This is a genomic window from Steroidobacter sp., from assembly GCF_036406195.1.
Lineage (GTDB): Bacteria > Pseudomonadota > Gammaproteobacteria > Steroidobacterales > Steroidobacteraceae > Steroidobacter.
The window spans coordinates 233567-247431 of the sequence record NZ_DASWVW010000016.1; the positions used below are offsets into that span (position 1 = coordinate 233567).

12 protein-coding genes and 2 pseudogenes are annotated in these 13865 nt (G+C 63.1%); 8 read left to right on the forward strand and 6 right to left on the reverse strand.

The window, feature by feature from the left end:
* Positions 1–40: 40 nt before the first annotated feature.
* The gene (locus VGE08_RS06470; RefSeq protein ID WP_331067034.1) at positions 41–793 is read right to left on the reverse strand and encodes a helix-turn-helix domain-containing protein; all 753 of its coding nucleotides are present in this window, start codon (positions 791–793) and stop codon (positions 41–43) included.
* Positions 794–836: 43 nt separating this feature from the next.
* A complete protein-coding gene (gene hemN, locus VGE08_RS06475; RefSeq protein WP_331067035.1) occupies positions 837–2228 on the reverse strand; it encodes an oxygen-independent coproporphyrinogen III oxidase in 1392 nt (463 codons plus the stop codon).
* Between the two features lie 204 nt (positions 2229–2432).
* Here hemN and VGE08_RS06480 point away from each other — a divergent pair, with 204 nt between their 5' ends.
* The 6 genes from VGE08_RS06480 to VGE08_RS06505 are packed head-to-tail and all read left to right on the forward strand — an operon-like array spanning position 2433 to position 7619.
* Complete coding sequence (locus VGE08_RS06480; protein ID WP_331067036.1) at positions 2433–3167, forward strand: hypothetical protein; 735 nt, start codon at positions 2433–2435, stop codon at positions 3165–3167.
* Between the two features lie 6 nt (positions 3168–3173).
* On the forward strand, positions 3174–4457 hold the full coding sequence (locus VGE08_RS06485; protein ID WP_331067037.1) for a c-type cytochrome: 1284 nt from the start codon (positions 3174–3176) through the stop codon (positions 4455–4457).
* A 10-nt stretch (positions 4458–4467) separates the two neighbouring features.
* Positions 4468–4644, forward strand: a complete 177-nt coding sequence (locus VGE08_RS06490) for a hypothetical protein (RefSeq protein WP_331067038.1) — start codon at positions 4468–4470, stop codon at positions 4642–4644.
* A gap of 50 nt (positions 4645–4694) precedes the next feature.
* Complete coding sequence (locus VGE08_RS06495) at positions 4695–5195, forward strand: cytochrome C oxidase subunit II (RefSeq protein ID WP_414717465.1); 501 nt, start codon at positions 4695–4697, stop codon at positions 5193–5195.
* Positions 5182–6801, forward strand: a complete 1620-nt coding sequence (locus VGE08_RS06500) for a cbb3-type cytochrome c oxidase subunit I (protein WP_331067040.1) — start codon at positions 5182–5184, stop codon at positions 6799–6801. The genes VGE08_RS06495 and VGE08_RS06500 overlap by 14 nt, the downstream gene beginning before the upstream one ends.
* Complete coding sequence (locus VGE08_RS06505; protein WP_331067041.1) at positions 6801–7619, forward strand: c-type cytochrome; 819 nt, start codon at positions 6801–6803, stop codon at positions 7617–7619. Before VGE08_RS06500 ends, VGE08_RS06505 begins: the two co-directional genes overlap by 1 nt.
* Before the next feature lie 24 nt (positions 7620–7643).
* On the opposite strand, the gene VGE08_RS06510 is transcribed toward VGE08_RS06505, so the two are convergent.
* Entirely contained in the window at positions 7644–8399 is a 756-nt protein-coding gene (locus VGE08_RS06510; RefSeq protein WP_331067042.1) for a DUF4197 domain-containing protein, read from the reverse strand.
* A 225-nt stretch (positions 8400–8624) separates the two neighbouring features.
* On the opposite strand from VGE08_RS06510, the gene VGE08_RS06515 reads away from it, so the two are divergent.
* Together VGE08_RS06515 and VGE08_RS06520 are read left to right on the forward strand one after the other, a co-directional pair.
* Positions 8625–9473, forward strand: coding sequence for a class III extradiol ring-cleavage dioxygenase (locus VGE08_RS06515; protein WP_331067043.1), 849 nt, complete (start codon positions 8625–8627; stop codon positions 9471–9473).
* 458 nt (positions 9474–9931) lie between these two features.
* Positions 9932–10495 (forward strand): annotated as a pseudogene (locus tag VGE08_RS06520) (helix-turn-helix domain-containing protein); the annotation flags it as partial.
* A gap of 34 nt (positions 10496–10529) precedes the next feature.
* Here the strand turns inward: VGE08_RS06520 and VGE08_RS06525 are convergent.
* From VGE08_RS06525 to VGE08_RS06535, 3 genes and pseudogenes are all read right to left on the reverse strand, one after another.
* On the reverse strand, positions 10530–11258 hold the full coding sequence (locus tag VGE08_RS06525; RefSeq protein ID WP_349258637.1) for a response regulator transcription factor: 729 nt from the start codon (positions 11256–11258) through the stop codon (positions 10530–10532).
* 64 nt (positions 11259–11322) lie between these two features.
* A complete protein-coding gene (locus VGE08_RS06530) occupies positions 11323–12741 on the reverse strand; it encodes an MEDS domain-containing protein (protein ID WP_331067045.1) in 1419 nt (472 codons plus the stop codon).
* Between the two features lie 196 nt (positions 12742–12937).
* A pseudogene (locus VGE08_RS06535) lies at positions 12938–13746 on the reverse strand (di-heme oxidoredictase family protein); the annotation flags it as partial.
* Between the last annotated feature and the right edge of the window lie 119 nt (positions 13747–13865).

Genomic DNA, 13865 nt, shown 5'->3' on the forward strand with positions numbered 1-13865 from the left:
CTGCCCTGATCTAGATCAGGCCCCCATCGGCGGCTGCGGACTACGGGCTGCGCAGCACGTTTTCTGCCAGGGCTTCCAGGTGCTTGCGGTCTTTCAGGTGGATCTCGCGGCGGTCGACTTCGATCACGCCGTCGTCCTGGAAGCGGCGGAACACGCGGCTGACGGTTTCGGAAGCCAGCCGCAGGTAGTTGGCGATATCGGTCCGCGTCATGGTCAGCAAGAACCGGTTCGGCGAAAAGCCACGCGCGGCATAGCGCCGGGAGAGCGTGATCAGGAACGCCGCCATGCGCTCGTCGGCGGAGAAATTGCCCGACAGCAGCGCCGCCTTGCCGATATCCAGGCTCAACAGCTTGAACAGCTGCAGCTGCAATCCCGGCATGCGCGTGGCGAGCGCGGCGATATTCGGGAACGAAAACTTGCACAGCATCACCGAATCCAGTGCCACGGCATTGGTCGGGTAGCGCGCCTGCGAGATGGCGCTCAGACCGATGACCTCGCCAGGCAGGAAGAAGCCCTGGACGTGCTCGCGCCCCTCGTGGTCCGTCACGTAGGTTTTCACGGTGCCGGAACGGACCGCCGCGATGGCGGTGAAGGGATCGCCTTCACGAAAAATGTGTTCGCCTTCGCGATAGGGTCCGACGTGCTCGACCAGCACGTGCAAGTCGCGCAGGTGGCTCTTGTCGTAGCCGCTTTCCAGGCAGGCCGCCGAGAAGGCGCAGGTGCTGCAGAAGTGGAACTCGTCGCCGTCGTCGGCAATTCCCGGCGGGGGGCTGCGGCCGGTGATGTCGTTCACTCGCCGCACCTCATCGGGCCGCACCTCGCTGGCGCGCGAACGGCTAGATGGCGCGGGAATACTGCGCCTGGGGCGATGGCTGATTGAGGTAGCGGTCGAAGCACATGGCGATGATACGCAACAGCAATCGGCCGCGCGAGGTCGCCGAGATGCGTTGGCGCTCGAGCGCCACCAGCCCGTCGGCGACCAGCGGCTGCACCTGCGCCAGCGCGTCGGCGAAATAGCGGTGGAAGTCGATGTCGTAGCGCCGTTCCACGCCCGGGATGTCAATCCAGCCCTGGCACATCAGCTGCTGGATGACTTCAGCGCGCACCTGGTCGTCCAGATTCAGATGCAGGCCCCGCCACACCGGCGGATGACCCGAATCCAGCGCGCGCTCCCAGGAGGGCAGATCGCGCGGGTTCTGGCTGAAGCTGTCGCCAATGTGGCTGATGGCGCTCACGCCCAGGCCCAGCAGATCGCAGTTGGCGTGCGTGGTGTAGCCCATGAAGTTTCGATGCAACGTGCCGGCGGTGTACGCCTGGGTCAGATCGTCCTCGGGCAGCGCGAAATGGTCCATGCCGATATAGACGTAACCGGCCGCGGTCAGCTTTTCGATCGCGAGCGACAGCAGCGCGATGCGTTGCTCGGCATTCGGCAGCTTGGCCGCGTCGATGCGACGTTGGGCCTTGAACAGGTGCGGCATATGAGCGTAGCCATAGACCGCCAGCCGATCGGGCCGGATCTCCAGCACCGTATCCAGCGTGCGGCCGAAACTTTCCTGGGTCTGGTAGGGCAGGCCGTAGATCAGATCGACATTGACTGAACGAAAGCCATACTGGCGGCACGCATCGATGGCGGCGCGCGTCAGCTCCACGCTCTGCACCCGATTTACCGCCGCTTGCACCGTCGGATCGAAATCCTGTACGCCGAGGCTGGCGCGGTTCAGGCCCATGTCGGCGTAGGCTGCGATATCGGCCGGCACCAAGAAGCGCGGATCGATTTCGATGGAGAAGTCCCGGGCCAGGGCGCTGCTCAGCTGGAACTGCTGCCGCAGGCAGCCCATCACGTCGCGCAACTCCTGTGCCGTCAGGAAATTCGGTGTGCCGCCACCGAAGTGGACCTGGATGACCTCGCGGTCTCGATCGAACAAAGGGCCGAACATGGAAATTTCCCGGATCAGCCGCTCGACGTAGTGCCGACCCGCGGACCGGTCCCGCGTGATGACGCGATTGCAGCCGCAATAGAAGCACGGGCTGGAGCAGTACGGCACGTGAATATAAAGAGACAGGCGAGGCGGGATCAGCGCTTCGTTACTGCGGCGGATGTACTCGCGCAGCATCTCTTCCTTGAAGTGAGATCCGAACTGCGGCGCGGTCGGGTAGGACGTGTAACGCGGGCCGGGCCGGTCGTAGCGGCGTAGCAGTTCGGTGTCGCATATGAGGGCTTGAGTCATGGCTGCATCCTGCCGTCGGCAGCGAATCCATGCACTGATCTAGATCAGGCGCGGCGGAGCGCTGCCGGTTCTTGCAGTGCAATCTCGTCAACTCCTGACTACACCAAGGGAACCTTTTGCGTGCCGCTGCGCTGATATCCGCGTGCGCGGCAGGAACAAGCTGGCGGCCATGAAGAAGTTTCAATGCTTCCGCGAGATCGTTCTATGCTGAACCGGCAAGGATGGCTGTGCCTGGCGGGCCTGGTCCTGCTCGTGTCGCCGGCGTCACTGCTGGCGCAACGATCCCTGGCGGATGATGCGCTTCCCACGTTCACGACCATCGATTCCATCGAAGCGCGGGTGCAAGGTTGTGTGACCTGTCATGGGCAGCGCGGCCAGGGCACCAATAACGGCTACTACCCGCGGATCGCGGGCAAGCCAGCTGGTTATCTCTACAACCAGTTGCTCGCGTTCAAGAACGGCACTCGCAAGTATCCACCGATGAATTATCTGGTGGCCTACCTGCCCGAGCCGTACTTGCGCGAGATCGCCGAGCACTTCGCCAAGCAACACCCGCCATTCGCCATTAGAGATATCACACCGGCCGAGCCTGCCGTCCTGACGCGCGGGCGGGCGCTGGTGCTGCATGGTGATGCGGACAAGGGCATTCCCGCGTGCGTCGACTGTCACGGCGAACGGTTGACCGGAATGGAGCCGGGCATTCCCGGGCTTGCGGGATTGAGGCCGGCCTACATCGTCGCGCAGCTCACGCGCTGGCAGGTCGGCGATCGCCACGCCATCGAGCCGGATTGCATGAAAAGAATCGCCATCCGTCTGTCCGATGAAGACGTTTCGGCCGTTGCCGCCTGGTTGTCGCGCCAGCCGGCGCCGAAGAATCTGGCTCCCGAGTCCTCGAACCTGATCCGCATGCCTTTCGCATGCGGCAGCCAACGGACCTGAGCGGCCGTGCGCAAACGCACTCGCCTCGCAATTCTCCTTGGCGCGATTGCCGTCGCGCTGATCGCTGCGGTGTTGGCGCTGCGACCGGGCGTGCTGCCCGAAAGCGAACAGGCCAGGACCAATGTAACGACCGAGATCATCACTCGCGGCGAATACCTCGCACGAGCAGGCGACTGCGTGGCGTGTCACACCGAGATCAATGGGCCGGTGTTCGCCGGCGGGCGGCCGATGCCGACGCCGTTTGGCAACTTATATGTACCGAACATCACCCCGGACGACGAGACCGGCATCGGCCTGTGGACCGCGGACGAGTTCTATCGAATGATGCATGAAGGCGTGTCGCGCGACGGCACGTTGCTCTATCCGGCGATGCCGTTTGCCAACTACACCAACGTCACGCGCGCGGACTCGGATGCGATCTATGCATATCTGATGTCCGTGACGCCGGTCAGGCGCGAGAACCGGCCACACGAGCTGCGCTTTCCTTTCAATCAGCGCGAGCTGTTGATCGGCTGGCGCACGCTGTATTTCAAACCGGGCGAGTACGTTCCCGATCCCGAACAATCGGAGCAATGGAATCGTGGCGCCTACCTGGTGAAAGGGCTGGGGCACTGCTCGATGTGCCATACGGCCGTGACTGCGTTGGGCGGTTCGCGCGAGTCGCAGGCGTTCGAAGGCGGGATGATTCCGAATCAGAACTGGTATGCGCCTTCGCTCACCTCCAACCGGGAAGCGGGCCTGGGCGATTGGGATCTGCAGGACATCGCCGATCTGCTGCAGGTGGGCACCTCCATGCGCGGCGCGGTGTATGGGCCGATGGCGGAAGTGGTCTACAACAGCCTGCAATATTTGACCGACGAAGATGCGATGGCCATGGCGGTGTATTTGAAGTCGCTGCCGCAGCGCGACTCCGAACCGCCGCCGCCCAGCCAGGCGCGGTTGGTCGAGCCTTCGGTCATGGAGTTGGGACGGCAGATCTACGATCGGCAATGCGCGATGTGTCATGGCGACGAGGGACGCGGATTCCCGCCGCAGTTTCCGATTCTGGCCGGCAACCAGTCGATCACCATGGCCTCGCCCGTCAATCCCATCCGCATGGTGTTGAACGGCGGCTATGCGCCGGGCACGCGCAAGAATCCGCGTCCGCACGGCATGCCGCCGTTCTCGCACATTCTGGACGACGAGGAAGCGGCGGCCGTCGTGACCTATATCCGCGTTGCCTGGAACAACACCGGCACGCCGGTCACTCCCGATCAAGTCAACGAGCTGCGCAAGCTGATTCCGGAGTAGGGAGATCGCGATGGCACAGTCATCCGGCGATGAGTATGACTCACGATCGAGGCAGCAGGCCGACGACATCGTCGCGCGAGGGCCGAGCGGTGCGTTTGCGATTGCCGGCATTGCCACGGCAATCGTCGTGATCATCTATTTTGCGTTCTATTTCTTCATCTACCTGCCGCGTGGAGCGGTGCAGTGAGCGCGGTGCCCGCACATGACGTGGCCGAAGCCGCCGAACGGCGCTGGTCCATCATCGTCGGCATCGTCATCGCGATACTGGTGGGCATGATGATCGTGACCGGGCTGCACTGGGCGGCGATGCCGCCCTCGCGAGTCGAGACCGTCGACGTGAAAACGTTGCACATCAAGGGCGAGTTCGTCGAAAGCAACCTCGGCACGGCCCTGGAGGACGATGGCAAGGTGGTGGTGCGCGTGCTGGCCCAGCAATATTCCTTCCAGCCGCAGTGCCTGGTGGTTCCCGCCGGCATGCCGGTGACGTTTCGTGGCACCAGTAGCGACGCCATTCATGGCTTCGTGGTCGGTGCTTCCAATGCCAACGCCATGCTCATTCCAGGTTTCATTGCCACGTTCACTACCACGTTCCGGCGCCCTGGCGAGCATCTCATGCCCTGCCACGAGTATTGCGGCACCGGCCACGAAGCCATGTGGGCGCGAGTCCAGGTGATTTCCCAGCAGGAATTTCTCGAGCGCATCCGCGACACAAGAAGGTTGAGCTGTGTTCGTAGCTAGACGACTGGTGCTGGCGCATTTCTGGGTTGCGTTCATCGCATTCCTGGCGGCCATTTTTCTTGGCGAATGGCAGATGTTCGTGCGCAGCCCGCTGAGCGCGTGGATCAACAATCCCGAACACTATTATCGATCGGTGACGGGCCACGGCACGGTGATGGCATACGTGCTGCCGACTCTGGTGGCGATGGGCTTCGGCTACGCGCTCACCGAGCTGGCGCTGAAGCGTCCATTGATTGGCTTGCGCTGGGCCTGGGGCGGTTTCTGGCTGGTGGTCGCCGGCACGGCGCTGGCGGCACTCACGGTGGGTGTGGGAAAGGCATCCATCCTCTACACGTTCTATCCGCCGATGATCGCAAGCCCGTTCTATTACATCGGCGTCGTGCTGGTGGTGGTCGGGTCGTGGATCTGGGTTGCGCTGATGTCGATCAATCTGCGCGCATGGAGGAAAGCGAACCCGGGGGCGCGAGTGCCGCTGGCGATGTATGGCAATGTCACTGGCGCTTATCTGTGGGCGTGGACTTCGGTGGGCGCGGCTACTGAAATCCTGGTGCAGATTCTGCCCGCTTCGCTGGGGCTCACGGACACCATCAATGCCGGACTGGCGCGCGTGTTCTTCTCCTGGACCTTGCATGCCATCGTGTATTTCTGGCTGATGCCAGCATACATCGCCTTCTACGTGATCGTGCCGCGTGCCATTGGCGGCAAGCTGTACAGCGACACCATGGGGCGCGTGGCGTTCGCCTTGTTCCTGGTGTTCTCGATGCCGATCGGCATTCATCATCTGTTCGCCGATCCGCAAGTCGGCGCGGGATTCAAGTTCGTGCATGCCGCGATGACGGCCATGGTCTCGGTGCCCACGCTGCTCACCGTGTTCACCATCGTGGCGTCGGTGGAGATCGCCGGCCGCCTGCGAGGCGGCAAGGGCGTGCTCGGCTGGGTCAAGGCATTGCCTTGGGACAACCCGATGATGCTGGCTGTGGCTTTCGCCTTCATCATGCTCGGGCTCGGCGGCGCGGGCGGCATCATCAACATGAGCTACCAGCTCAACGAAACCATCCACAACACCCAGTGGGTGACCGGGCATTTTCATCTCATTTTCGCCGGTGCCATCGTGATCATGTATTTCATGATCGCTTACGACTTGTGGCCGCAGCTGTGCTGCTGCGAGCCGCTGCCGGCGGGCCTGGTCCGGACACAGCTGTGGCTGTGGTTCATCGGCATACTGATTCTCACGTTGCCCTGGCACTGGGTCGGCATCCTGGGGATGCCGCGGCGCATGGCCTACTATGACTACAGTCATCCCGCCTTGCAGCCGCAGGCGTGGACGGTCACCGCATCGACCTTGGGCGGCTTGTTGCTCGTTCTGTCGGCGCTGCTGTTCGTCTTCATTCTCGCGCGCGCTCGCAATGTGAATCGCACGCCTGCTCCGTACACCTTCAGTGAGGCAGTTCATGAGCCGACGCACACGCCGATTGCCCTGAATACCTTCGCCTTGTGGGTGGCCATGATGATTGCGCTCACGCTGGTGAACTACGGTTGGCCGATCGCACAGCTCGCCATGATCGAGGAAGCTGCAGTGCCCGTCATTCCGGTGGGGAGCCGATGATGCGCGAGCAGTCGCTGTTTTCCTGGAGCAATCGAGTGTTTCGGCGCAGTGTCATTGCGCTCGCGCTGTTCACGGTGAGCATGATTCTGGTCGGATTCGTGTGGTTGCCCTCGGTTCACGAGGATTTCACGGTGCAAGGACTGTGGGCCGGGTTGTGCCGCGCGGCCGGTGTGCCCGCTCAATGGGGCTCCGGAGCACGGACGGAAGAAGAGGGCGCATCGAGCAAGGTCGTGCTCGTGCCATCGATGGCACGCGTCGGTACCAGCGCGGCGGTGGGGCGTGGCGCAACGCTCGCGTTGAACTGCACCATGTGCCATGGCGTGCGCGGCATGAGTGTTTCCAACTCGCCTAATCTCGCCGGCCAGTACCCGGAGGTGGTCATCAAACAGTTGGAGGACTATCGCAGCGGGCATCGCTCCAGCCCGATCATGGAAGCCATCGTCAATGCGCTCAGTGAACAGGATGTCCGCGACCTGGCGGCCTACTACGCGTTCCTGCCCAAGGCGCGCACGGCACCCACTCTGTACGACGAAACACTGCCGGCGCTGGTGCGAGTGGGCGATCCGTTACGAAACATCGCCCCTTGCATCTCCTGTCACGGCGGCGTCGATCAGAAACTCGGCGCGCCGTGGCTGGAAGGCATGCCCAAGCAATACCTGGTCGACCAGCTGAATGCCTTCGCAAACGGCACCCGGCGCAACGATCCGGGCGCGCAGATGCGAAACATGGTTCGAGAGATGACCGCGGCCGAGATCGATGAAGTGGCTACTTTCTATGCTCGCAAGGCGAGCAGTGGCGAGCCCGGGGCGGCGCCTTAGCTCGCCGCGTCTTCAGGCAGCCGCTCATCTGGGGCCGAACACGGCTGCAATGGCGCTGCTGCCGCGGCCGAGCGGATCCTTGCGAATCGCCTTTTCTTCCTCGCCCACCTGCGTGAACAGCGCATCCAGACTCTTGGTCAGCACATGCTGCTCCAGGTCCAGATCGGGCTTGTTGGCCAGCGGCAGTTGCTTGTAGGCCGATAGCAGCTGCTGATACTGATTGTAGAAGCCGATCTGTTGCAGATTGTTCTGGATGATGGGCAGATAACGCGCCCGCAGATCGGCTTCGGTGCGCTGGCGGAAGTAGTCCGTCGCCGCAGTGTTGCCGCCACGGACGATGCCCATCGCATCGGTGACTGTCATGCCGCGGACCGCATTGATGAACACGGCCTTCGCTTCGACGGCTGCGTGCTCGGCGCCCTGATTCATGAGTGCTTCGATCCGGTCGATCTGCCCACCGAGTCCGAACTGTCGCAGTTTCGAGGCCACCGGCTGCACTGATTGCGGCAGTGTGATGCGGTACACGGGGCTGTTCTGGTAGCCGCCCGCTTTCGACAACAGATCCGCCGCGCGTGTGCTGCCTAACTCCAGCGACTCCTTGATGGCTCGCGTCAAAGCCGATGGATTGGATTGACCTGCAGTTGCGGTTTCAGTCTGGAGAATCTGCGACATCTCCGCGCACGAGCTGGTGGCCAAGCCGGCAACGACCGTGCAGGCAGCCAGCAGCAGCGCGCGAGCACGGCGAAGCAATGTCGGGCCAGGCATCCGAAAATTGGTCATGAGCATCTCGAGCTACGTTCAAGGGAGGCGCGAGTGTAGCGTGCTCAGGGCGGTCGTGTCGGAATGCCATGGATTTCATTACGGAGAAGTACGCGCCTCTTAGGGGCACGTCTTAGGGCGCGGCGGCGATCCGCATGGATTGCTGCTGCCACGGATTGTTTCCATGGCCTGGCAGGCATGTATTGTGGACTTGGTTTACAGGGGCTCGCCCCGAGATTCAGGATCATGACTGCACCCGCTCTTTTCATATCTCACGGTGCGCCGACATTCGCACTGGAACCCGGGCAGCTCGGCTCGCGACTGTCGAGGGTCGGCGAGTTATTGGGTAACGTGAAGGCGCTGCTGGTCGTGTCGCCGCATTGGCAGACGCGGCAGACCACGGTGATGACCACGCCGAATCCGCGGACGCTGCACGACTTCGGCGGCTTTGCGCCTGAGCTCTACCGGATCGAACATCCTGCAATCGGGTATCCAGTGCTCGCCGCGGAGATAGCGGAAAGCCTCGCCGAGACGGGGCGGCACATCGGGCTCGATGACCAGCGTGGTTTGGATCATGGTGCGTGGGTGCCCCTGCGTTACCTGGATCCGAAGGCGCACATTCCTTCGTTTCAAGTGTCGCTACGGAGTGAGCTGGATACCTGGGCTGCAGTGCGTCTGGGAAGGGCACTGGGCGCGTGGCGCTCCAAAGGCGTCGCGATCATCGGTTCGGGGAGCCTCACGCATAACCTGTTCGAATGGCGCGAAGGCGCGGCCGATGACGCGAGCTATGCCATCGAGTTCCGGGACTGGGTGAGAAAGGCGGTGCTCGATCGCGATATCGACCGGCTCATGCAATACCGCCAGCTGGCTCCGCATGCTCGTCGGGCGCACCCCACCGAGGAGCATTTCCTGCCGTTGCTGGTCGCGCTCGGAGCAACGTTCGATGGCGATTCGGTGCAGGTGCTCGATGGCGGCATGACCTACGGCGTATTGTCGATGGAGTCCTATGCCTGGGGCCTGCCGGCACTGGACATCGCTGCCGAACCCGATCGGCTGGAACAGCAGTGCAAAAGGGCCTGGAGAACCACGGCCTGAAGAACAACAGGGCCAGCAAGAAAAATGGCCAGCAGAAAATGGCCAGCAAGAAAAAAGGATGGAGCGCCCGACGGATGAGACGCTCCACCCCAGGCGACCGACACGACGAGGGTGGGGTGGCGTGCCGATCGGCGGGACCCGCGTCAGGTCCCGCATGCAAGGCTCGATAATGCGCAATCGCGGCACCGGCCGCATTGACCTTGGTCAACTACAGCCACTGTTTTGCATCCCGCCGCTGCCCGTGCCTATACAAAGGGTGGATACAGCAACAGGCGGGCGACCGGTATGTTTCATGACCGAGGACCAGGGAGACGAGCCCGGGAGGGCCGCAGGAAGCGGCCGAACATGCCCCCACGGAAGAAGCCAGGACAGGCAACATGCCCCACTCGATTGCCGCCCATCCGATTGCAGCTCGCATCGATCGACCCGTTGACGAGTGCACGCGTCCGACCGCCAGGATGCCGGCGCCACTCGAACCGCTGCCCGAGAGTCTGGAGATTCTCGCCACGAGGACTGAAGTCGCGGTGAGCGAACGGCTGTACAGCGCCGGCGAGGCGGCGGACGCGTGGTACCGACTGATGACCGGAGCTGCCTGCGAATGTATTCAAACGGCGGACGGGCGGCGGCAGATCGTCGATTTCCTGTTGCCAGGGGACCTGTTCGGGTTCTGCTCTCGAGCCCGGCACGAGTGCTCGGTCCAGATCATCGCTGAGGGCACCAGCCTGGCCCGCTACCCTCGACGTTACGCCGAAGAGCTGGCATCGCTCGACCCGGAGGTGGCGCAAGTGGTGCGGCGGCGGGCCTTCGAGTCGATATCCCGCCTGCAATCGCGCACCGTCCTGCTAGGGCGCACCAATGCATTGGAGAAGATCAGCGCCTTTCTACTGGAGATGATCGAGCGGACCTCGGCCGGAGCTTCCGATGACCTGGTGCTGCCGATGTCCCGCTATGACATCGCCGATTATCTGGCGATGGCGGTGGAGACGGTGAGTCGCGCCCTGACCACGTTGAAAGCGCTTGACGCCATCACGCTGGCGAACTCGCGCCAGGTGCGCATCACCGATCGTGATGCACTGGAGAGCCGGGCCAGAGGACGTCGCTTTCTTTTCGAAGCGGCCCGCCGTCCGCAAAGTACCGAGGCTCCGGCTCGGCCGCGGACATGCGCGCGACCATCAACACCAGACCGGCAAGAGACGACGCAGACATCTTGCTCATGATGTGCCGGCGGTGAATCTTCACCGTGATCTCGCTGACGCCGAGATCGGCGGCAACCTGTTTGTTACGTTTGCCTGCGACGATACCGGCCAGCACTTGCCTTTCGCGTTCGGTCAACGTGGCGCAGCGTGAGCGCAATACTTCCAGCTCCCTGGCGTGCCGTTGTGCACGCCGGCTCGACTGCAGCGCTTGCCCGATGGCATCGAGCAGTTTCTGTGCGGGCACCGGCTTGGGCAGAAACTCGAGCGCCCCGTCCTTCATGGCGCGCACTGTCATCGGTATGTCGCCCTGACCGCTGATGAAAATGACGGGAAGGTCGCTGCCCGCCGAGCGCAACGCCGCCTGCAGTTCGAGCCCGCTCATGCCCGGCAGCCACACGTCCAGTACCAGGCAACCGCCGCTGCCGCGCCGATGCCGCGACAGGTAATCCTCCGGCGCTGCGAAGGTTGCGACACGATGTCCGGCCGATCTGATGAGACTGCCGAGGGCGTCGCGCACCTGCTCGTCATCTTCGATGACGTAGACCACGTCATCATCGTTGTTCAGGAAACTCGGCGTTGGCGTTTTCATCGTCCGTGACAGCGGCGCCTCATGCGAACATTCGGCAAATTAACATATGGCGATTCGAGGGACCTTAGCTGGAATGTTCAGCTCGGGGCAAGGGCAATGTGAAATAGAACGTGGCGCCCGCACCGCTGGCATTGCGCTCGGCCCACAACCGTCCAGCGTGAGCCTCGATGATTCTGCTGCTGATCGACAGACCGATGCCCATGCCATGAGGCTTGGTCGTGTAGAACGGTCTGGGGACGAATGGCACCTGGTCGGTGCCGAGGCCGATGCCGGAGTCGGTGACCGACACCGTCACGTATCTGGGACCCTGCTCGGCACGAATGTGAATTTCCCGCTCGTCGCCGGCGCGCGCATTGATCGCTTCCAGCGCGTTGACGACCAGGTTGAACACGACTTGCTGGATCTGCACGCGATGCGCCCAGGTGCGTGGCAGCGAGACTGACAGGTCGGTTCGCAGGACGATGCTCGCCTGCTGCAGCCGGTCGCGCATCAGCGCAGCGACTTCGATGATCACCTCGCCGATGTCGAGCAGTTCCTGGCTGCTGTCCGCCTTTTTCACCAGCGAGCGAATGCGCTGGATGACGCTCTCGGCGCGATGGCCGCCGGCGATGATTCGCACCAGCGACAGCCGCGTTTCTTCCAGTTGCGGCGGCGTGTTTGCAAGCCAGCGCAGCGCCGCGTTCCCATCGGCAATCATCGCGGCCACCGGCTGAGCGACCTCGTGCGCGACGGATGCCGTCAGCTCGCCGAGGGTGATGATCCTCGCCAGCCGCGCCAACTCGGCTTGCGTATCGGCCAGCTCTCGCCTGGACTGCTCGTGACTGCGCAAACCCTGCAGTAGAAGTTCCAAAGCGCGGGCCTCGAGCGAGGTCTCGTTGGTTTCCTCATCGTGAGCGCAGTAAACGTTCCGACACACCTGGCCATGATCGATCACCAGCGCGTGTGCGCCGATCGACTCCAGCAGAAAGGCGGGCGGTTGCTGCCGCTGGTCGTACTGGCACAGCAGAACGCATCCCGTGTCCTGCGCCAGCTGCGCCAACCGTTCCTCGTACGCTCGCAACTGCTGTACGGTCACGTCGGCGCTCAGCCAGGTCATCTGACTCGCGCCTCGCAGTCCCTGGAAGTGTTCCTTGACCGACGCTTCGGTCATCCTCTTCCAGAAGGTAAACACGCGGTACACATCGGTGGCGTCGCCCCGCAAACCCAGGTCTGCTGGCGTATTGAGCAGCAGGGCGCGCGACCGCATCATGCGCTCGACGTCGACGCCACGAATGCCGAGTTGCTGGATGATGGCGCTGCGCGCACCGTCATCGCCGATGTAGACACATTTGTCGCCGCGCTGGAGGCCCTGCGCGAGGAAGGCTACCGCGATCTCGATCTGTTCCTGGTCGCTCTTGCCGGTCGAGCAGAGGTGAGCGCCGGGCGTAATTTCTTCGAGGGCAATGCCATTTGCGACGGCGAGCGCGTTTCCGAACCAGTTCATGAATCAGCTGATCGAGGCAGCGGCCGGGCACTGCTGGCCCGCGGATCCGGCGAACGGATGTTTCCTGATTCGACGAGTGACGTCGAAGCGGCGCGATTATCGGTGAGCGGCGGGCGTTGAGCAAATGATCTCACACCGGCAGCGTGCGACTGCCGGTGTGAGATATGCAGGAACCAAGTCGACTGCGGCGATCTGGTTACAGCGATGCGAGGAACGCAAGCAGAGCGGTGCGGTCCGCCGTGTTCAACTGCTCGAACAGCAGCCGGCTCGTGGTCGCTTCGCCGCCGTGCCACAGGATGGCTTCCGTCAGCGTGCGGGCGCGGCTGTCGTGCAAGTAGCCAACGCTGACGCCTGCACCCGCCACTCGCTCGGTGTAGCCGATGCCCCAGAGCGGCGAAGTGCGCCACATGCTGCCGGTGGCCTGGCCTTCGACCAGGTTGTCGGCGAGCTCGGGCCCCATGTCATGCAACAGCAGGTCCGTGTAGGGCCGGATGGTTTGATTGCGGGTTTCGGCCAATTCGTTGCCCGAGCCGGTTGTCATCTCTCTGACATGACAGCCCGTGCACTTGACGGTGTCGAACACGGCCGAGCCGGCGGCGATCCGAGCCGGATTCGCATCCAGGTAAGACAGCGGCGCCACGCCTTTGGGGAAGCCGCTCTGCACGCTGCGTTGCGCAGGCACGCCGAGCAGGCCGACGTAGCGCGTCAGCAGCTTCATACATTGAATGCGGCAACTGCCGGCCGCTGCCGTCGACCTGCGCGGTGCGCACCACCATCGTATCCAGTTTCTGGTTCACGACCGTCGGCGCCCAGCCTCGTCCGTTGTTGATGTGACAGCTGAAGCAGGTCGACTGGTTATAGAACTTTCCTTGCAGGCCCACGGCCTCTTCATTGCGGTCGTTGGCGGCCTCGTTGTGGTCGCCGGTGCGCATGTTGGTGAACCAGCGGCGGCGCTTCCACGAAGCGCTGCATGTTCTGCATTGCTCGAGTGCGTCTCCGCTGTCTCCGCAGGGCGACGTCCCCGATACAAGACAAGCGACCTCGAGCTACTCGCGTTGCGCTGGAAAGATTTCGCGGCGGCGCTTGCACGCTGCGGACGAACAGGGGCACAACCGCGGTCACTT